The sequence below is a fragment of the Buchnera aphidicola (Chaitophorus viminalis) genome, from assembly GCF_026122795.1.
GTDB classification, from domain to species: Bacteria; Pseudomonadota; Gammaproteobacteria; order Enterobacterales; family Enterobacteriaceae; genus Buchnera_J; species Buchnera_J aphidicola_BK.
The window spans coordinates 1-26,302 of record NZ_JAIWQV010000005.1 but is presented as its reverse complement, the minus strand read 5'-3'; the positions used below and the strand labels follow the sequence as shown (position 1 = coordinate 26,302).

Sequence of the window (26,302 nt, the reverse complement as noted above, 5' to 3'; positions counted from 1 at the left end):
TAAATATTTTATTTTACAGATAATAAATTATTTTATTTGTTTTATTTTATATTGATTTTTTAATAAAAAATAATTTTTAAATTATTATAAATATTTTTTATTCAAAAAATATATTTTAAAAAGAAATATTTTTATATTTTATTTTAAAATACTTATATTAAATAAAAAAAAATATAAAATGTATTTTAAAAATTTTTTATAAATTTAAACAAAATTATATCATGAGTAAACAAAAAATTTTTTATTTTTTTTTATTTATAAATTTTTTAATTTAAAATATAAAGCTTATTTTTTTTTTAAATTATTTTTTTTTTTAATAAAATTATTTAAAAAAAATTTTATGTTTTTTTTTTAAATATTTTTTTTCAATATTTTTTTTTAACATATATAAAGTATATGCTTCAAAAAAAAATTTATTTTTTTTGACTTTTAAAGGAATTTTTTTTTTATTATAAGTAATAAAAGTTAAAATATTCCATATTTCTTTAATTTGATAAATAATTTTTTTTGGAATAGATAATAAAAAAGATGCTTTTTTAAGAATAAATTTAGAAGAAATACGCATAGCATGTATTTGATTAATTTTATTTTTTTTTTTTATTTTAATTATATTAAAAATATATGGATACCATAGTATTGAAGACCATAAAAGAGATAAATTATTTTTTTTCTTATTTTTAAATCTTTGATCGTTTTTTTTTAAAATGTAAACAATTAATTTTTTAATTAAAAAAGTAATTTTTTTATTATAATAGAGAAAAGGAAAAGGACAAATTATTTTTAATAAAGCAAACTTTTTAAGTTTTTTATAAGCTTGATATCCAAACCCCATTTGTAAAAGTTTGTTTAATTCATTAAATAATCTGGCTGATGGTACATGTGATATTAATTTAGATAATTTAGGAATTGCTTGAGAAGTTTTTTTTTCTATTTTCATATTTAATTGAGTAGAAAATCTAATTACTCTAAGTATTCTTACTGGATCTTCTCTATATCTAACTTGAGGATTTCCAATTAATCGAATTATTTTTTTTTTTATATCTTTCATTCCTCCTATATAATCTCGAATGCTGAAATCTATTATATTAAAATATAATGCATTAATAGTTAAATCTCTTCTTTCAACATCTTCTTCTATTTGACCAAATATATTATCATATAGTAAAATTCCGAATCTATCTTTTTTTTTATAAGTTTTGATATGATTTTTATTATGATGATGACCTCTAAAAGTAGAAACTTCTATTGTTTCTTTTTTAAATATAATATGCGCAATTTGAAATCTTTTTCCAATTAATCGACAATTTTTAAATAATTTTTTTAGTTTTAATGGAGTAGCATTAGTAACTAAATCAAAATCTTTTGGTTGATTTCCTATAATAAGATCTCTTACACTACCTCCTACAAGGTAAGCTTGATAACCTGATTTATGTAATCTAAATAAAATTTTAATTGCGTTTTTGCTAATTTTATTTATAGATATATTATGTTTTTTTTTAGGAATAATTCTCATATTGTTTTATTTATAGTAATTTATTTTTATTGAATTATACATTTATTTGTATGAGTAATTTTTATATTTTTTGGTTAAATAATTAAATTTTTATTTAAAAAATTATAATTGTGATAGTGAAACAAGATGATATCTTTTTCACTATCTTTTTTAATGTTATCCTAGAATTTGTTTATCTCGTATTTCTTCTAATGTTTTACAGTCAATACATAAGTTAGCAGTAGGTCTAGCTTCTAATCTTTTAATTCCTATTTCTACTCCACAAGAAGAACAATAACCAAATTTTTTTGATTGTATTTTTTTTAAAGTTTTATTTATTTTTTTAATTAATTTATTTTCTCTATCTCTATTTCTTAGTTCTAAATTAAATTCTTCTTCTTGTACAGCTCTATCAATTGGATCTGGAAAATTAGAAGATTTTTTAGAAATATCATATACATCTTTTTTATTTGTATTAAGTTGTTGTTTCCATGTTTCGAGAATAATTTTAAAATGATTAATTTGTTTAGAATTCATATATTTTTCATTTTTTTTACTTTTATATGAAGTAACTCCTGCGATTGAAAGAATACTTAAAGAAGATTTTTTACTTTTTTTTTTTTTATGCATAATATAATCCTTAATGATAATTTTAAAAATTAAAAATATAACATTATTTACAGATTTTATAATATACATGAGATATATATAATATGAAATGAAATATTTTATTTTTAAAAAACTAAAAATTTTTAATTAATATTTAAAAAAAATTTTACTATTTTTTTTTAAATTTTTTATGTTAAAAAATTTTTAAATTAAAAATTAAATTTGTTTTTTATAAGGTATTAATAATATGTTTAATTTAGCTTGTGGAATAGAATATGATGGAAGTAATTATTATGGATGGGAAAGTCAAATAAAAATTTTTTCAATTAAAAATATATTAGAAAATGCTATATCTAAAATAGCCAATCATAAAGTTAAAATTTTTTGCGCCGGAAGAACTGATTCTGGAGTACATGCATATAATCAAGTTATTAGTTTTAAAACAATTTCAAAAAGAAAAAAAAAATCTTGGATACAAGGTGTTAATAGTTTTTTACCTAAAGATATTTCAGTAATATGGGTTCAAAAAGTTTTAGATGATTTTCATGCACGTTATTCTGCTATTTCAAGAAGTTATCGTTATATTATATATAATAATACTATTAGATCATCTATGCTAAAAAATAGAGTTAATAATATTTTTTTTGATTTAGATGTGAAAAAAATGTATCAATCTAGTCAGATTTTATTGGGAGAACATGATTTTTCTTCTTTTAGAGCTTCTCGATGTCAATCTTATAGTTCTTGTAGAAAAATTATGAATATTAATATATATAGAAAAAGAAAATATTTTATAGTAATTGATATTACTGCAAATTCTTTTTTATATCGTATGGTAAGGAATATTGTTGGAGCTTTAATTGAAATAGGTCGAGGTAAAAAAAATAAATCATGGTTATTACATTTGTTGAATATTAGAGATAGAAATTCTTCTGGTCCAACAGTATTAGCTCAAGGTTTATATTTGTTATCTGTAAGTTATCCTATACGTTTTAATATATTTAATCAAAATATGAATTATTTTTTTAGTTTATTTTAAGAATATATTTTCAGTTTTTAAAAAAATTTTTAGTTAAAAAATATTTAATTAAATAAAAATTTTTTATAAAACATTATTAATGTATAAATTTTTATTTTGATGTTTATAAAAAATAAAAATTTATATATTAAATAAAAGATATTAAATATTTTAACAATTTTACATAAATATAATTTTATATTTTAAATAATATTATTTAAATTTTAATTTAAGAGAAAAAATATGTTTTTAAATTTTTTTAAAAGATTTTTTAGTAGTAGAAATGAAAGAATATTAGATAAATTAAATATTATTGTGCAAAAAATTAATGAATTAGAACCAGTGTATAAAAATTTTACAGATAAAAGATTAAAAAAAAATACATCTATTTTTAAAAAACGTTTAAAAAATAAAGAAACTCTAGAAGATTTATTAATTGAATCTTATGCTACAGTAAGAGAAGCAAGTGTTAGAGTATTTGGAATGCGTCATTTTGATGTACAAATTCTAGGAGGAATTGTTTTAAATAATTTATGCATAGCTGAAATGCAAACAGGGGAAGGAAAAACTTTAACATCAACTTTACCTGCATATTTAAATGCTCTTACTGGAAAAGGAGTACATATTATTACTATGAATGATTATTTAGCAAAAAGAGATTCAGATCGAAATAAAATTTTATTTAAATTTTTAGGTTTAAAAGTTGGATTAAATTTACCTGAACTATCTTTTTCTAAAAAAAAAAAAGCTTATTTAGCAGATATAACTTATGGTACAAATAATGAATTTGGTTTTGATTATTTAAGAGATAATATGGTTATTTCAAAAAAAAATCAAGTACAAAGAAAACTAAATTATGCATTGATTGATGAAGTTGATTCAATTTTAATCGATGAAGCTCGAACTCCTTTAATTATTTCGGGAGAAGAAGAAAATTCTTCTAAATTATACATTAAAATTAATAAAATAATTTCTAATTTAATACAACAAGAAAAAGATGATACAGAAGAATTTACAGGTATTGGAGATTTTTTTTTAGACGAAAAATTAAAACAAGTTTATTTAACTGAAAGAGGTTTAATTAAAGTAGAAAAAATATTAGTACAAAAAAAAATTATGAATATAAATGAATCATTATATTCGTCTACAAATATAAAATTATTGCATCATGTTATATCTTCTTTAAAGGCTCATAAATTATTTATTAGAGATATAGATTATTTAGTTCAAGGTCAAAATATTGTCATAGTAGACGAACATACAGGAAGAATTATGAAAGGTAGGCGTTGGTCAGATGGTTTACATCAAGCTATAGAAGCTAAAGAAAATGTTATGGTAAAAAATGAAAATAAAACTTTAGCTTCAATTACTTTTCAGAATTATTTTAGATTATATAAAAAATTATCTGGTATGACTGGAACTGCATATACTGAATCTTTTGAATTTCGAACTATTTATAATTTAGATACTGTAGTTATTCCAACTAATTGTCCAATGATTAGAAAAGATTTTTCAGATTTAGTGTATATGACAGAAAAAGAAAAAATTGAATCAATTATAAAAGATATTCAAAAATGTTATTTGGCTAAACAACCGGTATTAGTTGGAACAGTTTCTATAGAAAAATCTGAATTAATTTCAAAAAAATTAAGTATGTTAGGTATTAAACATAATGTTTTAAATGCAAAATATCATAAAAAAGAAGCTGATATTATTTCTCAAGCTGGAAAAATAGGTGCAGTGACTATTGCAACTAATATGGCTGGTAGAGGTACAGATATTATTTTAGGAGGATATTTTGAAAATAAAAATTTAAATCAAACTAATAAAAATATTGAAAATAAAAATTTTAATAAAAGAAAAAAAGATTGGATAAAAAATCATAAATTAGTTTTATCTACAGGTGGTTTACATGTAATTGGAACTGAAAGACATGAATCTAGAAGAATCGATAATCAGCTAAAAGGTCGTTCTGGACGTCAAGGAGATGTTGGATCTTCTAGATTTTATATTTCTATGGAAGATTCGTTAATAAGAATATTTTCTTCTTCTAAAATTATAAATCTTATGAAAACAATTGGAATGAAATATGGAGAATCTATTGAAAGTATATGGGTAAATAGAGCAATTTTAAATGCACAAAAAAAAGTTGAAAATAGAAATTTTGATGTAAGAAAACAACTTTTAGAGTATGATAATGTAATTAATGAACAAAGAAAAGTTATATATAAACAAAGAAATATTTTACTGAAAAAAGATAATATTTTTTTAACTATAAAAGATATCTCTAAAGATGTATTTTTATTAGTTATTGAAAAATATTTATATTTAAATGATTTTAAATCTAATTCAGATAATTTAATTTTATTAGAAAAAATTTTATTAGAAAAATTTCATATAAAAATTGTTTTTCCAGATTATTTAAAAAAAAATTGTGAAGATTATAAAAATAAAATTTTAAATCTAATATTAAAAAAATTTAAAATAAATTATTTTATTAAAGAAAATTTAATTGGTTCTAAAAATATGAGAAATATAGAAAAATCAATTATGTTAAAAAAATTAGATTTATTTTGGCAAGAACATCTATCTGATATGGAATATTTAAGACAAGGTATTCATTTAAGAGGATATGCTCAAAAAGACCCTAAATTAGAATATAAACGTGAATCTTTTATTATTTTTTCAAATATGTTAGAGTCATTAAAATATGAAGTAATTTTAGAATTAAGTCAAATTAATTTATCTCAATTTGATCCATATGGTAATCAAGAAGTACATTATAAGTTTTCTATTGATAATAAATATCTTAAAAAAACAAGAAAATATTTTTTAAAAAATAAAAATATTGAAGATTATTGTAATGAATATAATCTCAACAAAAATATATTAAGAAATGATTTATGTTATTGTAAATCAGGAAAGAAATATAAACATTGTCATGGTATTTTAAAATAACATTTTATTTTTAAAATTTTTTATAAATTTCTTAAATTTATTATATATTATAAACATATTAAAATTTAATTTTATAAACAAAAATTTATTTTTGATTATAATTTAAAAAAATAAATAGTTTGATTATTTAATAATAATTTATTTATATTTAAAAAATTATGTTATTTAAAAAATTATATAAACAAAAATTGAAAATTATAAAAAAATATTATTCTTATAAATAGCATTTATCATATAAATTTAAATTATTTTTTTTTTTTTATTTTTATAATTATTTTTTATAAATATTTATTTATCACAATTTTTTTTTATATTTATATAAAAATTTTTTATTTTGATAAGTTATTTTAAGATTTTAATTAAAGTTAGTATATGTAAATCATGTAATTATTTTCTTTTATATAAAAAATTTAAAATAAATATCATATTATCTAATATCATTTATTTTATTACAAAAAATAAATTTTAACTTTTTATTTTTTTTTTTTTTTTTTTGAATGAAATAGGAGTATTTACTTTTTTATGTTTCAAAATAATTATAAAGATATTGATATAGATCCCATAGAAACTCAAGATTGGATAGATTCTATGGAATCTGTAATAAAAGAAGATGGAAATAGTAGAGGAATTTTTTTGATTAACTCAATATTAAAAAAATATAAAAAAATTTTTAATTCATGTGTTAAAAAAAAAATTATTAGTGATTATATTAATACTATTTCTGTTGAAAATGAAAAAAACTATCCTGGAAATTTAAAATTAGAAAAAAAAATTTGCAATGCTGTACGCTGGAATGCAATAGTTATGGTTTTAAGAGCTTCAAAAAAAGATTTAGAACTAGGTGGTCATTTAGCTTCTTTTCAATCATCTGCTGTAATTTATGAAGTATGTTTTAATCATTTTTTTCGTGCAGATAATAAGTTTTTCTTGGGAGATTTAATTTATTTTCAAGGACATATTTCTCCAGGAATTTATTCTAGAGCTTTTTTAGAAGGAAGAATTTCTGTAAATCAATTAAATAATTTTAGACAAGAAACAGGAGGAAATGGTTTATCTTCATATCCTCATCCTAAATTAATGTCTGATTTTTGGCAATTTCCAACAGTATCTATGGGTTTAGGACCAATTTGTGCTATTTATCAAGCAAAATTTTTAAAATATTTAAATAATAGAAATTTAATTAAATTAAATAAACGTAAAGTATATGCTTTTTTAGGAGATGGAGAAATGGATGAACCTGAATCTAAAGGTGCTATTCATATTGCTTCTCGTGAAAATTTAGATAATTTAATATTTATTATTAATTGTAATTTGCAAAGATTAGATGGTCCAGTTATTGGGAATGGTAAAATTATTAACGAGTTGGAAGGTTTTTTTTATGGAGCAGGTTGGAAAATAATTAAAGTAATTTGGGGTAGTAAATGGGATAAATTATTAAAAGACGATAAAAGTGGTAAATTAATTCAATTAATGAATGAAACTTTAGATGGAGATTATCAAAATTTTACATCTAAAAATGGAGCATATATTAGAAAAAATTTTTTTGGTAAATATCCGGAAACTATGAAATTAGTAGAAAACATGACTGATGAAGAAATATGGAATTTAAATAGAGGTGGTCATGATTTTAAAAAAGTCTATTCTGCTCTTAAAAAAGCTCAGAAAGTAAAAAATAAACCTGTAGTAATATTTTTTCATACTATAAAAGGTTATGGTTTAGGAAATAATATTTCTAGCGCAAATATTGCTCATCAAGTTAAGAAAATTAGTTTTGAAGATATTAAAAATATTAGAAATAACTTTAAACTTCAATTTTCAGATAAAGAATTAAAAGAATTACCGTATATTACTTTTTCAAAATCTTCAAATGAATATAAATATCTTCATAATCAAAGACAAAAACTTAAAGGATATGTTCCTACAAGACGAAAAAATTTTACAGAATGTATATTAATTCCTAAAATAATTGATTTTCAATCTTTATTTTTACCACAAACAAAAAAAATTTCTACAACTATTGCGTTTGTTCGAGTGTTATATATATTATTAAATAATTTAAATATAAAAGATAGAATTGTTCCTATTATTGCTGATGAAGCTCGTACATTTGGTATGGAAGGTTTATTTAGAAAAGTTGGAATTTATAACTTTCATGGTCAAAATTATATTCCTCAAGATAAAGAATTATTATCTTATTATAAAGAAGAAAAAAATGGACAAATTTTACAAGAAGGAATTAATGAATTAGGAGCTTCTGCTTCTTGGTTAGCTGCTGCTACTTCTTATAGTACTAATAATTTTCCTATGATACCGTTTTATATCTATTATTCAATGTTTGGTTTTCAAAGAGTTGGAGATTTATATTGGGCTGCAGGTGATCAACAAGCTAGAGGTTTTTTAATAGGTGGTACATCTGGACGTACTACTTTAAATGGAGAAGGTTTACAACATGAAGATGGTCATAGTCATATTCATTCTTCAACTATTCCTAATTGTATTTCCTATGATCCTGCATATGCTTATGAATTAGCTATTATTATTCAAAATGGATTAAACAGAATGTATGGACCAAAACAAGAAAATATTTATTATTACATTACTACAACAAATGAAAATTATTTAATGCCTGGATTAATTGATGGTATAGAAGATGGAATATGTAAAGGAATATATAAGTTGGAAACTTATCCTGGAAGAAAAAATTTTGTACAATTATTAGGTTCAGGATCAATATTAAATATTGTGAGAAAAGCGGCTAAAATTTTATTCAATAATTATGATATTGGATCAGATATTTATAGCGTTACATCTTTTACAGAATTAGCTAGAGATGGACAAGATTGTGATCGTTGGAATATGTTAAATCCATTATCTAAACCTAGAATTCCATATATTAGTTCTATTTTAAACAATTATCTTACGATTGCTTCTACAGATTATATGAAATTATATGCTGAACAAGTAAGAAAATATATTCCTTCTCAATTATATAGAGTTTTAGGAACTGATGGATATGGACGTTCTGATAGTAGAAAAAATCTTCGTAAGCATTTTGAAATAGATGAATATTATATTGTAGTAGCTACTTTAGGAGATTTATATAAATGCGGACAAATAAATATCCAATTATTTTTAGATGCTATAAAAAAATTTAATATTAATATAGATAAAATAAATCCGCGTTTAGTATAAGGAGTAAATTTTAAAGTGAGTATTCAAATTAAAATGCCTGATATTGGTATAGATCAAGCTGAAGTTATAGAAGTGTTAATTCAAATTAATGATATTGTTAAAAAAGATCAAACTTTAATTGTTGTAGAAGGTCAAAAAGCATCAATTGAAATTCCATGTCCTAAAAATGGTGTTATAAAAAAAGTTCATTTAAAAAAAGGAGATATAGTAAATTTAAATACTTCTATAGCTACTTTAAAAAAATCAAAAAAAACAAAAAATAATTTAAAAAAAAATTTTAAAAATTCTGAATTTAAAAAACAGAAAGTATTTCAAGATATAAAAAAAAAAAATGATACGTCTGTTTTAGTACGTTCTTCTCCTGCCATAAAAAGATTGTGTAGAAAACTTAATATATCTCTTACAAAAATTTCTGGAACAGGAAGAAAAAATAGAATTTTAAAAGAGGATGTAGAAAAATATTTATCTTTAACAGACAATGTTTTTAAAAAAAAATTATTAGAAAAAGATTCTTGCATTTCTAAAAAGAAAGTAAATGATAATTCTAAAATCAAAAAAAAATATTTATTTTTAAGTCAAATACAAAAGTTTTCAAATAAATGTTTTTCTAGAAATTGGACAGAAGTACCTCATGTTACTCAGTTTAATAAAGTAGATATAACTAAATTAGAAAAATTTAGAACAAAAATTAATAAAAATTTGAGAGATCAAAATATCAAATTTACATTATTAACATTTATCATTAAAGCAGTTGCGATAAATTTATTACAATTTAATAAATTTAATAGTTTTTTACATAAAAAAAAAGATAGATTAATAATTAATAAAAATATTAATATAGGTATTGCAGTAAATACTAAAGATGGAATTTTAGTTCCTGTGATTAAAAATGTAGATAAAAAAAATATTAAAGATATTACTCAAGAATTAATATATTTATCACAAAAATCTAGAAATAATAAATTAACAATAGATGAAATGAGTAATGGAAGTTTTACTATTTCTAATTTAGGAGGTTTTGAAATTGAAGAATTTACACCTATAATTAATTGTCCTGAAGTTGCAATCTTAGGTGTTTCTAGAGCTAAGATAGAACCAATATGGAATAAAAAAATTTTTGTTCCACGTTTATTATTACCTTTATCTTTATCTTATGATCATAGAGTAATTAATGGAGTAGATGGTGCTATTTTTATGCAGTATTTAAATACAAATTTATCTAATTTTTATAAAATTTTGTTTTAATTTTTAAATTAAATTTAATAAAAATTTAATTATATAACTTTCGGATTTTGAAAATATGAATAAAGAAATTAATACTAATTTAGTTGTTATAGGAGGAGGCCCAGCAGGTTATTCGGCTGCTTTTAGAGCTTCTGATTTAGGAATTAAAACTATTTTAATAGAAAAAAATAAGGTTTTAGGTGGAGTTTGTTTAAATGAAGGATGTATTCCTTCAAAAACTTTATTACATTTTGCAAAATTTTTACAAGAATATAAAGAATTTATGAGTTTAAATATTATTTTTAATACTCCAAAATTTGATTTAAAAAAATTAAATATTTGGAAAAAAAATATTATTAAAAATATGAATTTTGGATTAGATATCTTAGCTCGTCAAAGAAATGTAAAAATAATTACTGGAGAAGTATCTTTTATTAATGAAAATAGAATTATTGTAAATAATGGTTTAAATACTAATTGTTTTATAAATTTTAAAAATATAATTATTGCTTCAGGTTCAAGATCAATAAAATTACCGAATATTAAATCTTCAGATAAAAGAGTTTGGTATTCTACAGAAGCTTTAAAAATTCCTTTTATTCCAGATCGTATGTTAATTGTTGGAGGAGGAATTATCGGTTTAGAAATGGCAACAGTATATAGTTCTTTAGGTTCTATAGTTGATGTTATAGAAAATTCTAATTCAATATTACCATCTGTAGATGTAGATATTACTAATTTTTTTATTAAAACTGTGCAAGACAGATTTAACATCATGTTAAAATCTTCTATACAAAATATTAATTTTTTAAAGGATAGTATTTTAGTAACAATTAAAACAGAAAATACTATTAAAAAAATTAATTATGATATAATTCTTGTCTCTATAGGAAGATTTCCAAATACAGATTCTTTAAAATTAAATAATACAGAAGTACAGTTAAATGAACATAAATATATTATTACAGATCAACAATGTAGAACAAACGTTTCTAATATATTTGCTATAGGAGATGTTTCTGGTCATCCTATGTTAGCTCATAAAGGTATTTATGAAGGACATATTGCTGCTGAAGTAATTTCTGGAAAAAATCATTTTTTTGATACAAAAATTATACCTAATGTTTGTTATACAGATCCAGAAATAGCATGGGTAGGAATAACTGAAAAAGAAGCAGAAAATAAAAATATACAATATTCTGTATCTGTATTTCCATGGAATATTTCTGGTAGAGCTCATGCATCAAATTCATCTATGGGAAAAACTAAATTAATATTTAATAAAAATACTAGACAAATTATTGGAGGATCTATTATCGGAAGAAACGCAGGAGAATTATTAGGAGAGATTACATTAGCTATAGAAATGGGTTGTGATGTTTCTGATATTTCTTTAACTATGCATGCTCATCCTACTTTATATGAATCTATAAATTCTGCATCAAAAATTTTTGAAGGAACGGTTACTGATTTGTTAAATATAACATAATTTGATAACTCTTTTTTTTTTTGATGTTATGTGTTTAAACTGTTTACATAACATCAAATTTTTAAAATAATTATATATATTTTAAAAAAAAAATATCATTAATAATTTTTAAAAATAAATATATTTTTAAATATTTTATAAATTTTTTATAAAAAAATTATAAAGTAATTTTTGATTTTAAATTTTTTAATGATTATATTAAAAAATTTAATATATTTAAAAATTTTTAGTAAATATATAAAAATATATTAAATATAAAAAAAATTTAATTTATAAAATTTAATCAATTTTTAAAAATTTTTTCATATTTATATAATTTTTAAATCATTTTTGTACAAAATTTTTTAATTATTTGTTTACAAATATATATTTATAATACAAATATTTTTATATATTTTAAATTAATTTTTTTTTTAAATATTTTAAAAATAATTTTTTAATATTTTATAATATTTTTAAATAAATATTAATATTTATAGATATTTTTATTGTAATAAATATTTTGAAAAATTTTTAATATTAATTTTTGTAAATGTTATAAAAATTTAATTTTGTTTTTCTTTAAAAAAAATTATATTTATTTTTAATATATTATAATTATAATAAATTTTTTTATTTTATATATTAAAAGATGCTCCGCAGCTACAAGTAGATTTAGAATTCGGATTTTTTATAATAAATTTTGATCCATTTAAATTTTCGATATAATCTACTTTACTTCCCATTAAATATTGTAAACTAATTGGATCAATAATAATAAAAATATTTGATTGACAAATAATAAAATCTGTTTTATTATTTTTTTTTTCAAATTTGAATCCATATTGGAATCCACTACATCCACCTCCAGTTATATATATTCTAAATTTTATATTTTTATTATAGTTATTTTTAATTAAACTTTTAATTTTTAAAATAGCAGATTTCGTTAGTTTAAATGTATTTTTAGATTTTTTCATTAATTAAATTTCTTTTTAGATAAGTATATTTTTTAAGTTTTTAATTTTTTAAAAAGAAATAAATATTTAAATAATATATTTTTCTATATATATAGAATAATTTTATTAAATGTATATTTATAATATCAGTCATGATTTAAAAATTTTTAATAAAATTTTTTATAATATATTTATTTAAAATAATTATTTTTTTCTTAAAAAAGTTGGAATATCTAAATATGAATTTTTTGTATTAATCATATTGTTAATGTTTTTTTCTTTATTTTTTTTTTTATTTTTATAAGAAAAATTTATTGGATTTAATTTTTTATATCGATAATTATTTATTTTATCTGTAGATGTATGATTATTTTGTTTAACGGTTTCCAATTGTTTTTCTAAACCTATTCCTGTAGCAACAACTGTTACTCTTAATTCATCATTCATATCTGGATCTAACGAAGTACCAATCACTACTGTGGCATTATCAGAAGAAAATGCACGTATTGTATTTCCAACTATTTCAAATTCATCTAATCTTAAGTTCATTCCTGCTGTAATGTTTACTAATACACCTTTTGCTCCTGATAAATCAACATCTTCTAAAAGAGGACTAGAAATTGCAATTTCTGCAGCTTCTTCTGATCTATTTTCTCCAGAAGAAATTCCTGTTCCCATCATAGAATAACCCATTTCAGACATAACTGTACGAACATCTGCAAAATCAACATTCATTAAACCAGGTCTAGTAATTAATTCTGCTATACCCTGAACAGCTCCTTTTAAAACGTTATTAGCTGCACTAAATGCATCTAATAAAGAAATTCCTCTATTTAAAACTTTTAATAATTTGTCATTTGGAATGATAATTAATGAATCAACATATTTAGATAGTTCTAGAATTCCTTGATCAGCGCATAATGTTCTTTTCTTTCCTTCAAAATGAAATGGTTTAGTTACGACTGCTACTGTTAATATTCCTAATGATTTTGCAACTTCTGCAATTACTGGTGCAGCTCCTGTTCCAGTACCTCCTCCCATTCCTGCTGCTATAAATATCATATCAGCTCCTTCTAGAGCTTTTTTTAAAACTTCTTTATCTTCTTCTGCTGCAGTTTTTCCAATTTCAGGATTTGCTCCTGCTCCTAGACCTTTTGTAACATTTACTCCAATTTGTATAATTTGATTAACTTCTATTTTTCTTAAAGCTTGAGCATCAGTATTAATAGCAAAAAATTCTACTCCTTCAATGTTTTCTTTAACCATATATTCTACAGCATTTCCTCCTCCACCACCTACTCCAATAACTTTAATCACAGCATCATTACTTGCTTCTACTTGTTCAAACATATTAATTTTTCCTATTGAAATTTTTATTAAGTATATAAATGTTACATTAAGATTATTAAAATTATTAAAATTTAAAAAAATTTTTTATTTGAGATAGCCAATTTTGTTTTTTAGTATTATATGAAAAATTATTTTCTAAAGAATATTTTTGATTTTGAAAGTTTAATAATCCAATTACTGTAGAATATTCAGGTTGATTAATGTTATTTTCTAATCCATTAATATTTTTTATACGACCAATTCTAACTTTCATTTGAAAAACTCTTTCTGCACAATCAAGAAAGAATTTAGTTTTAGATACTCCACCTGTAATTATAATTCCAGCATTAAAATTATATTTAGAGTTATGTTTTTTGAATTTTTTTTGTAGTTTTAAAATTGTTGTATTAATTATTTCTAATAATTCTAGACATCGTAATTCAATTACTTCAATTAGTTTTTCTTGATTAAAAGTTTGTGATTTATGATCTTTAGATCTTTTAATTTCAATTTTTTGTAAATTTTCTTGAAGAAAACTTGAAGCACATCCATATTTTATTTTTAAATATTCTGCATCAGACATAGATATTGAAAAAGCGTAAGAAATATCTTTTGTAATAATATTTCCTGCATATGGAATAACTTGACTATGTTGGAGAGATCCATCTATATAAATTAAAAGATCTATAGTTCCTCCACCGATATCTAGTATACATACACCTAATTTTTTTTCTTCTTCAGTTAAAATGGCTTGACTAGATGCTAATCCTGAAAATATTATTTTATTTACTTCAAGATTACATTTTTTAACAGCTTTAACAATATTTTTTTCTATGTTATAATAAGAAGTTATTAAATGAACTTTTGCTTGCATGCGAATTCCAGATAAACCTAAAGGATTTTTAATTCCTTTTTGTTCATCAATAATATATTCTTGAGGAATTACATGCAAAATATGATATTTATCATTCATTCTAACAGATTTAGCTGTATTAATTACATTTTTTATATCTTCTTTTGTGACTTCTCCTGTATTAATTGAAACCATTCCAATTTCATTTTTATATTGAATATATTTATTAGAAAAAGATAAATTTACAGAATAAATTTTCTGATCAGACATTTTTTCTGCTTGATAAATTGATTTTTTAATACACTTTACCATTGATTCTAAATCTTGAATATTTCCTTTATCAATACCTTTAGAAGGACAATTTCCTACTCCAATAACTTTTATTTCTTTATTATTTATTTTTTCTCCTACTAAAACAGTGACTTTTGTAGTTCCAATTTCTAGACCTACAATCAATTTTTTATTTTTTGATTTTATCATTTTTAACTCGTAATAGATTTTTTATTTATTTAAATCGTTTTATTTTTTTTATATTTTTAAAATATTAATTATATTAATATGATATTTTTAATATATTATAATTTTTATATTTTAATTTAAATATTTTATATTGTAGATTATATTGAGTATTTATTTTATTAAAAAAATTTTATAAAAGTATTTCTAGGAATTATGAATTAATTTCGCACTTCTTAAAATAGCACTTCTACATCTTGAATTTTTTAAAATTTCTTTTTTTGTAGGAAAAATTTTTTTAAAAATTTTAAATTTTCTTTTATTTTTATTCATTTTTTTTAATTCTTGATATGTTAAAGGAATATTTTTTGGTATATTAGGAATTTTTTGACTGTTTTGAAATAGAAATTTTTTTATGATTTTATCTTCTAATGAATGAAAACTAATTACAGATAATATACCTCCTATTGATAAAATTTTTGTTATACAAGATAAAACATTTTTTAATTCTTTTAGTTCGTTGTTTAGATAAATTCTAATAGCTTGAAAACTTCTTCTAGCAGGGTTTTTTTTTTGATATGGAGTAGATTTTAAGATTAAATTATATAGTTCAGATGTTTTTAATATTGGTTTAATTTTATTTTGTTTATCAATATTATATGCAATTTTTTTAGAAAATCTTTCTTCTCCATATTTTTTTAATATTTTTTGTATTTTTTCTTTTTTAGATTGCATTAATAATTGAGCAGCAGATAGACCATTTTTTTGATTTATTCTCATATCTAAAGGTCCATCTTTTTTAAAAGAAAATCCTCGATTTGGATCATCTAATTGTATAGATGAAATTCCTAGATCTAATAGAATTCCATTAACTTTTTTTATAATATTGAGTTTTTTACAATATTTTTTTATATTTGAAAAAGAATCTGAAATAAAAGTAAATCTATGATCTTGAATTTTTTTTGCGATATTGATAGAGTTTGGATCTTTATCAAGAGCATATAATTTTCCATGAAAATTGAGTTTATTTAAAATAGCTTTAGTATGAGCTCCAGATCCAAATGTTGCATCAATGTAAACACCATTTTCAATTATTTTTAAAGATTTAATAGATTGTTTTAGTAGTACAGGAATATGCATTTTATTTATTTACCAAAAATTAAAAGATTTTATAAAATTTTTTTTAAAATATTTTATTTGTATATAAATATAAATATTTAAAAAATAAAATTATATAATAATAAATTGATAGGATATTTTAGATTTTTAATTTTTAAATAAATATTTATATGATTTTTTTTAATTTTTTATATTAATATATTATTTTTTAAATTTTTTTTACTTTTAAAACATTAATTAATTTATATAATTGTTTAGAAATTTGTTTTATAAATTGTTTATTTCCTTGAGTAGAAATTACTATAGAAAATAATTTCTTATTTGAAATAGGTTTCATTGTCATACTTTCAATATGATATCCTCTTTGTGAGAATAAACTTATTATTCTAGATAATACAAATGATTTATTTTCTGCAATTATAGATAAAGTTTGTTTCATTTTTTTTTTCCTATTTTTTTAATTTCATTTCATTCATTCCTCCTCCTTTAATTTGCATTGGATAGACATGTTCAGTAGGATCTATTTGAATATCTACAAATACAAGTTTTTTTTGAGAAAGATAATAAAGTGCTTTTTTTATGTTTTTTTTTAAATCTTTAGGTTTAAGAATAGATATACCAATATGTCCATAAGATTCTGCTAGTTTTTTAAAATTTGGTAAAGATTTCATATATGAATGTGAATATCTACTATTATATATTATGTCTTGCCATTGTTTTACCATTCCTAAAGAATTATTATTTAAATTTAATATTAAAATAGGAATTTGATATTGCATAGCAGTAGAAAGTTCTTGAATATTCATTTGAATACTTCCATCTCCTGTAATGCAAATTACATTTTTTTTAGGAAGAGCTATTTTTACTCCTAAAGCTGCTGGAAAACCAAATCCCATTGTTCCTAATCCTCCAGAATTAATCCATCTTCTTGGTTTATCAAATAAATAATATAGCGCTGTAAACATTTGATGTTGTCCTACATCTGAAGTAATATAAAATTTTCCTTTAGTTAATTTTAATATTGTTTGTATAACATATTGTGGTTTAATTTTTTTTTTACTATTTTTATATTCTAAATTATTATTTTTTTTCCAAGAAAATATTTTTTTCCACCATAATGATAGTTTTTTTTTAGAATTGAGATTTTTTTTTTGATTTAAATATTGTATAAATTTTTTTAATACTTGTTTTAAATCACCTATGATTTCAATATTTGCTTTTATAGTTTTTGAAATAGATGTCGGATCTATATCTACATGTATTATTTTTGCAGAAGGACAATATTTTTTTACATTATTTGTAGTTCTATCATCAAATCTAACTCCTAATGCTAAAATTATATCAGAATAATGCATACTCATATTTGCAACATATGTTCCATGCATACCTAACATTCCTAAATTTTGAGTATGTGTTCCAGGAAATCCTCCTAATCCCATCAGTGAATTAGTGACTGGAAGATTAAGTTTTTCTATAAAATATTTTAATTCTTTTGTACAATTAGAATTTATTACACCTCCTCCAATATATACTATTGGTCTTTTTGCTTGAAAAATCTTTTTTATAGATTTTTTAATTATTTTTTTTTTAATTTTTAAATCAGATTTATAATATTTTATATAAATTTTTTTTGAATTACGATAAGGAACTTTTTTTTCTGAAGATAAAATATTTTTAGGTAAATCAATTACAACTGGACCAGGTCTACCATGAGATGCGATCCAAAAAGATTTTTGTATAACATAAGAAATATTTTCTGTTTTTTTTACTAAAAAACTATGTTTTACTATCGGTCTTGAAATACCTATCATATCGCATTCTTGAAAAGCATCATATCCAATTAGTTTTAAATCTACTTGTCCAGAAATAACAATCATAGGAATAGAATCCATATATGCTGTAGCGATTCCTGTAATTGCATTAGTAGCTCCTGGACCAGAAGTAACTAAAACTACTCCTATATTACCTGTAGCTCGTGTATAACCATCTGCCATATGAGTAGCAGCTTGTTCATGTCGTACTAAAATATGTTTTATTTTTTTAATATTTTTTAAAGCGTCATATATTTCTAAAACTGCTCCTCCAGGATATCCAAAAATATGCTTTACTCCTTGATCAATTAATGATTTTACAAGAATTTCTGCACCTGAAAATATTTTCATATTAATTTTATTCTCTAATATTTTAAATAATTTTGTTTAATGATTAAATTATTTTATTATAAATATATTTTTATTATAAATTTATAACAAAAATTTTAACTAAAAATTTTATAATATTTTTAATTAATATTGTAATTTTTTACAAAAATAATTTTATATTTATGAATTTTTAATAATTTAAATATAAATAATATATTTTTTTTTTTTTAAATTATAAATTCAATATTTTTAGTAATCTTTTAATTAACAATAAATACTAAATATAATAACAGAAGAATGAAAAAAAAAATATTATAATAATAAATATGAATTATTTTAAATAGTATTTATGAAAAATATATTAAATATTTTAGTTAATTAATAAAATTATTAATTTATTTGTATTTTTATATAAAAAATTTTAAAGTTAATTAATATATTAAAAATATTTTAATTAATTAATTTTATATGTTTATTAAAATATAAATTTCAAAATTCAATAATCTTTTGATTTTAATTTAATCAATTTATATATCATTTATAATTATTATAATCATTAAATTTCATTTAATTTTTTTAAGAGTAATATGAATATAAAATTTTTTTTAAAAAAAAATATACTAATATTTTTTTTCTTAAGTTCTTTTATTTTTTCAAAATTAGCTTTATGTGAAAATAATACTAATTTGAAATGTAATTTAAATTCAGAATTAAATTTAAATTTAGCACCTATGTTAAAAGATATTATGCCTTCTATAGTACGTATTATTTCAATTTCTTATAATAATATTGAATATCATAATTATGATACTTTTTCACAAAATAAAACAAATAATTTTATTAATATTAATAAAAATATTTCTACAAAGAAATATTTTCTTGATAAAAATAAATTATTAAAAAAAAATATTAAATATACTATTAATAATACAGAAAATAATAAATTAGGTTCAGGTGTTATTATTGATTCTGAAAATTCTTATGTTCTTACTAATTATCATGTAATTAGTAAATCATCTGCAATAAATGTTTATTTAACTAATGGAAAATTATATCATGCTGTTATAGTAGGAAAAAGTATTAAAATGGATTTAGCTTTACTTAAATTATGTAATGCAAAAAATTTACAATCTATAAAAATAGCTGATTATAAAACTGTTAATGTTGGAGATTATGCTATTTCAATTGGTAGTCCTTATAATTTAAAAAATTCTGTTAGTTTTGGAGTGGTTTCTGGATTAAAAAGAGTGAATCATGAATTAAATTTATATGATGATTTTATTCAAACTGATGCAGCAATTAATCATGGTAATTCTGGTGGTCCTTTAGTAAATACTAAAGGTGAATTAATTGGAATAAATACTTCTATAATATCTAATTCTGAAGATGATGGTAACATTGGTATTGGATTTTCTATACCTACTAATACTATTTTAAGATTTATTGAGCAAATTAAAAAAAATGGAGAATATCATCAAGGAGAATTAGGTATTTTAGGAACTCAAATAAATAAAACTGTAATACATGAATTAAAACTTTCAGTTCATGGAGGAATATTAGTTAATTTAGTACAAGAAGATTCTGCTGCTCAAAATAGTCAGATTTATCCTGGAGATATTATTACTTCTATTGATAATCAAAGTTTTTATAATATGTTTTATTTTCGCTCTATTTTAAAAAATTTTGTTGAAGATGATACAATTTCATTAACTATTTTTAGAAATGGTAAGTATATTAATAAAGAAGTAAAATTAAAATATCATGTTGTATCTAGACGACATGCAGGATTACTGCATTATAAATTAGCTGGTGCTATAGTAGATACATATAATTCACAAGAAGAAAATGAAAAATGTTCACAGAATTGTTCAGAATGCTGTGATAATAACGATGTTATTTATTCTAATTTAAATGGAATTATTATAAAAAATGTAAAAGAAAACAGTTTTGCTGAAAGATCTGGATTACTTAAAAATGATATTATTATTTCAGTAAATAATATAGAAGTAAATGATATCGAATCTTTTAAAAAAGCTTTATCTATATATAAAAATATTATAATTTTAGAAATTTCTAGACAAAATTATAAATTTTTTAAGATTATTTCTTAAAATAGTATTTTTTATTAATTCCGCCCAGAATTTTTTATATAATATATTGGGCGGTTTTAAATTTTTTATAATAGAAATAAATTTAAAAATAATTATTTTTCGCTTCTTAATAAATTATTAATTTCTGTTTTATTTAAAGTTTTTGAATCTACTTTTTTAACTATAATTGCACTATATAAACTATATTTATTATCTTTAGAAGGTAAGCTTCCTGGTACTACAACTGAATTTTTAGGAACCTTACCATAATATATTTTTCCGGTAGTACGATCATATATTTTAGTACTTTTTCCAATAAATACTCCCATAGATATTACACATCCTTTTTCTACAATAACACCCTCCACTATTTCAGATCTAGCTCCTATAAAACAATTGTCTTCAATAATTGTAGGATTATTTTGTAAAGGCTCAAGTACTCCACCTATACCTACTCCTCCAGATATATGAACATTTTTTCCTATTTGTGCGCAAGATCCTATGGTTGCCCAAGTATCAATCATACTTTTACTTCCAATATAAGCTCCAATATTTACAAAACACGGCATTAAAACTGTATTTTTTTCAATAAAAGATCCATATCTTATGATTGCAGAAGGTATAATACGAATTTTATCTTTTTTAAATTTTTGTTCTGTATAATTTTTATATTTTAATGAAATTTTATCATAATAAGAAGTATAATTTGAATTGAACACTTTATTTTCTTTTAAATATAAAAATAGTAGTATGGATTTTTTAATCCATTGATGTGTAATCCATTTTTTATTAATTTTTTCTGATATACGTATTTTTCCATTATTAATCATTTTTATTACAGATTTTACGGTATTTAAAATTTTTTTATCGTTTTTAATATTTTCTAGATGATGTTTATTTTTATATGCATTATTAATTATATTTTTTATATTATTCACGTTTGTCTCGATTTATTTTTAAAAATATATTTTATGTAATTGAATTTTTAAACAATTTTTTCATTTTTTCTTAGAGTAAGCACCTTATATCCATTTTTTGTGACTAATATTGTATGCTCATATTGAGCAGATAAACTATTATCTTTAGTTTTAACTGTCCATTTATCTTTTTTGCAATATATATCTTTTTTTCCAGCGTTAATCATAGGCTCTATTGTAAATATCATTCCTTGTTTGAGTAATATTGTATTATCATGATTATCATAATGTAAAACATAAGGTTCTTCATGAAAATTTTTTCCAATTCCATGTCCACAATATTCTCGTACTACAGAAAAATTATTTTTTTCTGCTATTTTTTGAATAGTTTTTCCTATTTTTCTTAAAGGTAAATTAGGTTTTACAATTTTTATAGCTTCATATAAACTTTTTTTGGTAATTTTACATAGTTTTTTTGCAAGACTAGAACATTGACCTACAAAAAACATTTTTGAAGAATCTCCAAAATAACCATCTTTTATAATAGAAATATCAATATTTATAATATCTCCATTTTTTATCTTTTGTTTATAATTTGGAATTCCATGACATACTGTAGTATTTTTAGAAATACAAGTATATCTTGGATATCCTTGATATCCTAAACAAGCTGAAATAACTTTCTTTTTAGTATAAATATAATCTTTACAAATATCGTCGAGTTCTCCTGTACTAATACCAGGAACAATATATTTTTTTATCATATTTAGAACTTTTGCTGTTATTTCTCCTGCTTTTTTCATTTTTTTTATATCAAATTTATTTTTGATAATAATCATTATAAAATCCTGTATTTTATAATATTTTTAAAAATATATTTTTTTATATTTTGTATTTAATAAACATATATTATAATATATTTATTTTTTTCTTTTATAAAAATAATATTTCATATATATTTTTATTAAGGTATATATATAAATAGTATAAATATATATAATATAGTTAATATTTTTTATTTATTTAAATTTTTATTCAAGATTTCTTATAAATATTACAGGTGATACATGATACAAATTTCTATGAAAAAGATGTTAAAAGCAGGTGTTCATTTTGGTCATCAAACACGTTATTGGAATCCTAAAATGAAACCTTTTATATTTGGTTCACAAAATAAAATACATATTATTAATTTAGAAAAAACATTACCTATGTTTCAAAATGCATTGTTAGAATTAAAAAGAATTCATTCTAGAAATGGAAAAATTCTTTTTGTTGGTACAAAAAATTCTGCTAAAAATTTAATTAAAAAATCTGCTATTTTATGTAAACAGTATTATGTCAATCATCGTTGGTTAGGTGGTATGTTAACTAATTGGAATACTGTCAGACAATCTATACAGCATTTAAAAGATTTAGAAAATCAATCTAAAGATGGAACTTTTGATAAACTTACTAAAAAAGAAGTTTTAATTAGAACTCGTAAATTATTAAAATTAGAAAATAGTTTAGGAGGAATAAAAACTATGGGTGGAATTCCAGATTGTTTATTTGTTATAGATGCGAATTATGAAAAAATTTCTATAAAAGAAGCGAATCATTTAAATATTCCTGTATTTTCTATTGTAGATACAAATTCTAATCCTGATGGTGTTAATTTTATTATTCCAGGAAATGATGATTCTATTCGATCTGTAAATTTTTATTTAGAACAAGTAGTTTCTGTGATTCAAGATAATATCAAGAAGAAAGAATTTGCATATGATGATGTGTTTAAACAAAACTAATACCGTAAGTTTATTTTAAATATATTTATAAAATTTTTGTAATATTTAAAGATATATTTAATTAATAATATAAAGAAGGTTTTATGAAAATTTCGTCTTATTTAATTAAAAAGTTAAGATTAATGACTGGATCTGGTATTTTAGATTGTAAAAAAGCTTTATTAGATACTCAAGGTGATATTGAGAGAGCTATTGATTATTTACGTAAACAAGGAAAATCTAAAGCTTTAAGAAAAATATCTAGAAAAACTTTACAAGGATCTATATTTAATAAAATTAAAAAAAATATAGGAGTGATGTTAGAGATAAACTGTGAAACAGATTTTGTTTCTAAAGATAAAAAATTTATTGATTTTGGAAATAAAATTGTAAAATATGGTTTAGAAAAAAAAATTAAAGATTTAAATGTTATACAAAAGAAATTTGATTCTGATCGAATTAATTTAATTTCTATATTAGGTGAAAATGTTAAAATTTCAAAATATTCTATTTTAATTGGAAATTTTATTTATAATTATTTACATCATTCTAGAATAGGTGTTTTAATACAAACTAATTCTATAAATTATTCTATAATTAAGTATATTGCAATGCATATTGCTGCTAGTAAACCTTTATATTTAAATCCTGAAAGTATTCCACATGAAGTGATTTCTAGAGAAGAAAATATTCAATTAGATATGTCTTTGCAAACAGGAAAATCTAATTTTATATCTAAAAAAATAGTTTCTGGAAGAATGAAAAAATTTTTTAGTGAAATATCTTTAACAAAGCAACCTTTTGTTTTAGATCCAAAAAAAACTGTTGAACAATATTTATTAAAACATAATATTTTATTAAAAAATTTTATTCGTTTTGAAGTTGGTGAAAAAATTATATAAATTATAAAATATTTTATAAATTTAAAATATTGTATATTAATTAAATAAAAAATTTTATTTAAATTTTTAATAAATATTGTCTTAATAGGTTTTATTATGGTTAAACAGAATCATTTTTTGAAATATCCTCGAGTAGTTTTAAAATTAAGTGGAGAATCATTAACTAGTATAAATAGTAATTCTAATATTGATTCTAAATCTTTACTTTTTTTATCTAAAGAAATTAAAAAAATTATAGATTTGAATGTTGAATTAGCAATTGTTATAGGTGCTGGAAATTTATTTCGAGGAAATAAATTACAAAACTGTGGAATGAATAGAGTTGTTGCAGATCATATTGGAATGCTTTCTACAGTTATAAATGGTTTAGCTTTAAATAATTTTATTAGTCAAATGAATATTAAAACTGTTTTAATGTCTTCTATTCCATTAAATGGAATTTGTGAAATTTATGATTGGAATAAAGCAATAAAATTATTATCACAAAAAACAGTTGTAATATTTTCTGCTGGTATTGGAAATCCTTTTTTTACAACAGATTCTGCTGCATGTTTAAGAGCTATTGAAATTCAAGCTGATATTGTTTTAAAAGGTACGAATGTAGATGGAGTATATACATGTGATCCAAAAAAAAATGTTAATGCTATTTTGTATTCTAGATTAACTTATAAAAAAGTATTAGAAAAAGAACTAAAAGTAATGGATTTATCAGCTTTTGCTTTAGCAAGAGATTATAAATTACCTATTCGAGTTTTTAATATTAATAAATTAAATGCTTTATTTAGGATTATAAAAGGTATTAATGAAGGTACTTTAATTAATTAAAAATAAATTTTTTTAATAAAAATATAAATATTTATAATATTCATGAAAAAATTAATTTTATAATAATTATATTTAAATAAATAATAATAGAGTGTATTTATGATAATCAATCTTAAAAATCAAACTGAAGAAAAAATGAAAAATTGTACTAAAAATTTTGTTTCTTCTATAAATAATTTGAGAACTGATAGAGCATCTCCTGATTTATTGAAAAATTTATATGTTGAATATTATGGAAAAAAAACAATTTTAAGTAATATTTCTAATATTGTTGTAGAAGATTCTCGTACGTTACGAATAAATACTTTTGATCATAAAGTTAATAAACAAGTTGAAAAATCTATTATAAATTCTAATTTAGGATTAAATCCTATTTCTGTTGGAAATATAATTCGAGTTCCAATACCACAATTAACTGAAGATAGAAGAAATAAATTAATTAAAATTTTACATGTTAAATCTGAAAAAAGTAAAGTATGTGTGAGAATAGTTCGAAGAGAATCTAATGATTTAGTAAAAAATTTATTAAAAAATAAAGATATTAGTAAAAATGAAGAAAAGAAATTACAAAATGAAATTCAGTTATTAACTAATTTTTATATTAAAGAAATTAATAATTTAACGAAAGAAAAAGAAAAACAATTAAATAGTTTTTAAAACATAAGATTTAATTTACTTTTTTATTTTATAAAAAATATTTTATAAATTATAAATTTATAAATAGATTTTCAAGAATATATTTTTAATAAAATTTTTAAAATTTAATAGATAATTTTTATATAAAATCTTTAATTAAAAAAATTATTTTATAAAAAACATATAATTAATATATTTTATAGATGATGAAATAAAAATATTATACATTAAATATTGTATTTAAATTATTTTTTAAATTAAAATTAGATAAGTAATTTATTATATTATAATACATAAATAATTAAAAATATTTTAGTTTTATTTATTTGTGTAATATAATTTTATATA

Annotated in this window: 20 protein-coding genes; 10 read left to right on the top strand and 10 right to left on the bottom strand. The window is 20.2% G+C overall.

What is annotated here, in order from left to right; genetic code table 11:
• Positions 1–322: 322 nt before the first annotated feature.
• Positions 323–1,513 (bottom strand): polynucleotide adenylyltransferase PcnB, encoded by a 1,191-nt coding sequence (pcnB, locus tag LDP12_RS02175; protein WP_265226742.1) that lies wholly within the window; start codon positions 1,511–1,513, stop codon positions 323–325.
• Between the two features lie 156 nt (positions 1,514–1,669).
• On the bottom strand, positions 1,670–2,122 hold the full coding sequence (gene dksA, locus LDP12_RS02170) for an RNA polymerase-binding protein DksA (RefSeq protein WP_265226741.1): 453 nt from the start codon (positions 2,120–2,122) through the stop codon (positions 1,670–1,672).
• Positions 2,123–2,348: 226 nt separating this feature from the next.
• On the opposite strand from dksA, the gene truA reads away from it, so the two are divergent.
• From truA to lpdA, 5 genes are all read left to right on the top strand, one after another.
• The gene (gene truA / locus LDP12_RS02165) at positions 2,349–3,140 is read left to right on the top strand and encodes a tRNA pseudouridine(38-40) synthase TruA (RefSeq protein ID WP_265226740.1); all 792 of its coding nucleotides are present in this window, start codon (positions 2,349–2,351) and stop codon (positions 3,138–3,140) included.
• Positions 3,141–3,362: 222 nt separating this feature from the next.
• Positions 3,363–6,077: a preprotein translocase subunit SecA gene (secA, locus tag LDP12_RS02160; protein WP_265226739.1), complete on the top strand. Its 2,715-nt coding sequence runs from the start codon at positions 3,363–3,365 to the stop codon at positions 6,075–6,077.
• A 522-nt stretch (positions 6,078–6,599) separates the two neighbouring features.
• On the top strand, positions 6,600–9,269 hold the full coding sequence (aceE, locus tag LDP12_RS02155) for a pyruvate dehydrogenase (acetyl-transferring), homodimeric type (protein WP_265226738.1): 2,670 nt from the start codon (positions 6,600–6,602) through the stop codon (positions 9,267–9,269).
• A gap of 15 nt (positions 9,270–9,284) precedes the next feature.
• Positions 9,285–10,514 (top strand): 2-oxo acid dehydrogenase subunit E2, encoded by a 1,230-nt coding sequence (locus tag LDP12_RS02150; RefSeq protein WP_265226737.1) that lies wholly within the window; start codon positions 9,285–9,287, stop codon positions 10,512–10,514.
• Positions 10,515–10,569: 55 nt separating this feature from the next.
• On the top strand, positions 10,570–11,982 hold the full coding sequence (gene lpdA / locus LDP12_RS02145) for a dihydrolipoyl dehydrogenase (protein WP_265226736.1): 1,413 nt from the start codon (positions 10,570–10,572) through the stop codon (positions 11,980–11,982).
• Positions 11,983–12,599: 617 nt separating this feature from the next.
• Here the strand turns inward: lpdA and erpA are convergent.
• The 6 genes from erpA to ilvB all read right to left on the bottom strand — a co-directional run bounded on the left by erpA (position 12,600) and on the right by ilvB (position 18,839).
• Positions 12,600–12,941 (bottom strand): iron-sulfur cluster insertion protein ErpA, encoded by a 342-nt coding sequence (erpA, locus tag LDP12_RS02140; protein ID WP_265226735.1) that lies wholly within the window; start codon positions 12,939–12,941, stop codon positions 12,600–12,602.
• A 183-nt stretch (positions 12,942–13,124) separates the two neighbouring features.
• Complete coding sequence (ftsZ, locus tag LDP12_RS02135) at positions 13,125–14,270, bottom strand: cell division protein FtsZ (protein ID WP_265226734.1); 1,146 nt, start codon at positions 14,268–14,270, stop codon at positions 13,125–13,127.
• 64 nt (positions 14,271–14,334) lie between these two features.
• On the bottom strand, positions 14,335–15,582 hold the full coding sequence (ftsA, locus tag LDP12_RS02130; protein ID WP_265226733.1) for a cell division protein FtsA: 1,248 nt from the start codon (positions 15,580–15,582) through the stop codon (positions 14,335–14,337).
• A 183-nt stretch (positions 15,583–15,765) separates the two neighbouring features.
• Complete coding sequence (gene rsmH, locus LDP12_RS02125; protein WP_265226732.1) at positions 15,766–16,698, bottom strand: 16S rRNA (cytosine(1402)-N(4))-methyltransferase RsmH; 933 nt, start codon at positions 16,696–16,698, stop codon at positions 15,766–15,768.
• 187 nt (positions 16,699–16,885) lie between these two features.
• On the bottom strand, positions 16,886–17,116 hold the full coding sequence (gene ilvN / locus LDP12_RS02120; protein WP_265226731.1) for an acetolactate synthase small subunit: 231 nt from the start codon (positions 17,114–17,116) through the stop codon (positions 16,886–16,888).
• A 10-nt stretch (positions 17,117–17,126) separates the two neighbouring features.
• Positions 17,127–18,839, bottom strand: coding sequence for a biosynthetic-type acetolactate synthase large subunit (ilvB, locus tag LDP12_RS02115; RefSeq protein WP_265226730.1), 1,713 nt, complete (start codon positions 18,837–18,839; stop codon positions 17,127–17,129).
• 566 nt (positions 18,840–19,405) lie between these two features.
• Here ilvB and LDP12_RS02110 point away from each other — a divergent pair.
• A complete protein-coding gene (locus LDP12_RS02110) occupies positions 19,406–20,929 on the top strand; it encodes a trypsin-like peptidase domain-containing protein (protein ID WP_265226729.1) in 1,524 nt (507 codons plus the stop codon).
• Between the two features lie 92 nt (positions 20,930–21,021).
• Here LDP12_RS02110 and dapD read toward each other — a convergent pair whose 3' ends face one another.
• Positions 21,022–21,846, bottom strand: a complete 825-nt coding sequence (gene dapD / locus LDP12_RS02105) for a 2,3,4,5-tetrahydropyridine-2,6-dicarboxylate N-succinyltransferase (RefSeq protein WP_265226728.1) — start codon at positions 21,844–21,846, stop codon at positions 21,022–21,024.
• A gap of 47 nt (positions 21,847–21,893) precedes the next feature.
• Positions 21,894–22,667, bottom strand: coding sequence for a type I methionyl aminopeptidase (map, locus tag LDP12_RS02100; protein ID WP_414734429.1), 774 nt, complete (start codon positions 22,665–22,667; stop codon positions 21,894–21,896).
• A 225-nt stretch (positions 22,668–22,892) separates the two neighbouring features.
• Here map and rpsB point away from each other — a divergent pair, with 225 nt between their 5' ends.
• The 4 genes from rpsB (at position 22,893) to frr (ending at position 25,975) form a co-directional block, all read left to right on the top strand.
• Complete coding sequence (gene rpsB, locus LDP12_RS02095; RefSeq protein WP_265226726.1) at positions 22,893–23,612, top strand: 30S ribosomal protein S2; 720 nt, start codon at positions 22,893–22,895, stop codon at positions 23,610–23,612.
• Positions 23,613–23,695: 83 nt separating this feature from the next.
• Positions 23,696–24,493: a translation elongation factor Ts gene (gene tsf / locus LDP12_RS02090; protein ID WP_265226725.1), complete on the top strand. Its 798-nt coding sequence runs from the start codon at positions 23,696–23,698 to the stop codon at positions 24,491–24,493.
• Positions 24,494–24,589: 96 nt separating this feature from the next.
• Positions 24,590–25,318, top strand: a complete 729-nt coding sequence (gene pyrH, locus LDP12_RS02085; protein ID WP_265226724.1) for a UMP kinase — start codon at positions 24,590–24,592, stop codon at positions 25,316–25,318.
• A gap of 99 nt (positions 25,319–25,417) precedes the next feature.
• Positions 25,418–25,975 (top strand): ribosome recycling factor, encoded by a 558-nt coding sequence (gene frr, locus LDP12_RS02080; protein ID WP_265226723.1) that lies wholly within the window; start codon positions 25,418–25,420, stop codon positions 25,973–25,975.
• Positions 25,976–26,302: the final 327 nt, after the last annotated feature.

Bases quoted from the DNA above. Each gene is read 5' to 3' on its own strand.
- ftsZ (WP_265226734.1), bottom strand. From the start codon at position 14,270: ATGTTTGAACAAGTAGAAGCAAGTAATGATGCTGTGATTAAAGTTATT.
- ilvN (WP_265226731.1), bottom strand. From the start codon at position 17,116: ATGAAACAAACTTTATCTATAATTGCAGAAAATAAATCATTTGTATTA.
- pyrH (WP_265226724.1), top strand. From the start codon at position 24,590: ATGGTTAAACAGAATCATTTTTTGAAATATCCTCGAGTAGTTTTAAAA.
- pcnB (WP_265226742.1), bottom strand. From the start codon at position 1,513: ATGAGAATTATTCCTAAAAAAAAACATAATATATCTATAAATAAAATT.
- frr (WP_265226723.1), top strand. From the start codon at position 25,418: ATGATAATCAATCTTAAAAATCAAACTGAAGAAAAAATGAAAAATTGT.
- lpdA (WP_265226736.1), top strand. From the start codon at position 10,570: ATGAATAAAGAAATTAATACTAATTTAGTTGTTATAGGAGGAGGCCCA.
- truA (WP_265226740.1), top strand. From the start codon at position 2,349: ATGTTTAATTTAGCTTGTGGAATAGAATATGATGGAAGTAATTATTAT.
- dksA (WP_265226741.1), bottom strand. From the start codon at position 2,122: ATGCATAAAAAAAAAAAAAGTAAAAAATCTTCTTTAAGTATTCTTTCA.
- ftsA (WP_265226733.1), bottom strand. From the start codon at position 15,582: ATGATAAAATCAAAAAATAAAAAATTGATTGTAGGTCTAGAAATTGGA.
- ilvB (WP_265226730.1), bottom strand. From the start codon at position 18,839: ATGAAAATATTTTCAGGTGCAGAAATTCTTGTAAAATCATTAATTGAT.
- erpA (WP_265226735.1), bottom strand. From the start codon at position 12,941: ATGAAAAAATCTAAAAATACATTTAAACTAACGAAATCTGCTATTTTA.
- secA (WP_265226739.1), top strand. From the start codon at position 3,363: ATGTTTTTAAATTTTTTTAAAAGATTTTTTAGTAGTAGAAATGAAAGA.
- aceE (WP_265226738.1), top strand. From the start codon at position 6,600: ATGTTTCAAAATAATTATAAAGATATTGATATAGATCCCATAGAAACT.
- tsf (WP_265226725.1), top strand. From the start codon at position 23,696: ATGAAAATTTCGTCTTATTTAATTAAAAAGTTAAGATTAATGACTGGA.
- rsmH (WP_265226732.1), bottom strand. From the start codon at position 16,698: ATGCATATTCCTGTACTACTAAAACAATCTATTAAATCTTTAAAAATA.
- rpsB (WP_265226726.1), top strand. From the start codon at position 22,893: ATGATACAAATTTCTATGAAAAAGATGTTAAAAGCAGGTGTTCATTTT.
- LDP12_RS02110 (WP_265226729.1), top strand. From the start codon at position 19,406: ATGAATATAAAATTTTTTTTAAAAAAAAATATACTAATATTTTTTTTC.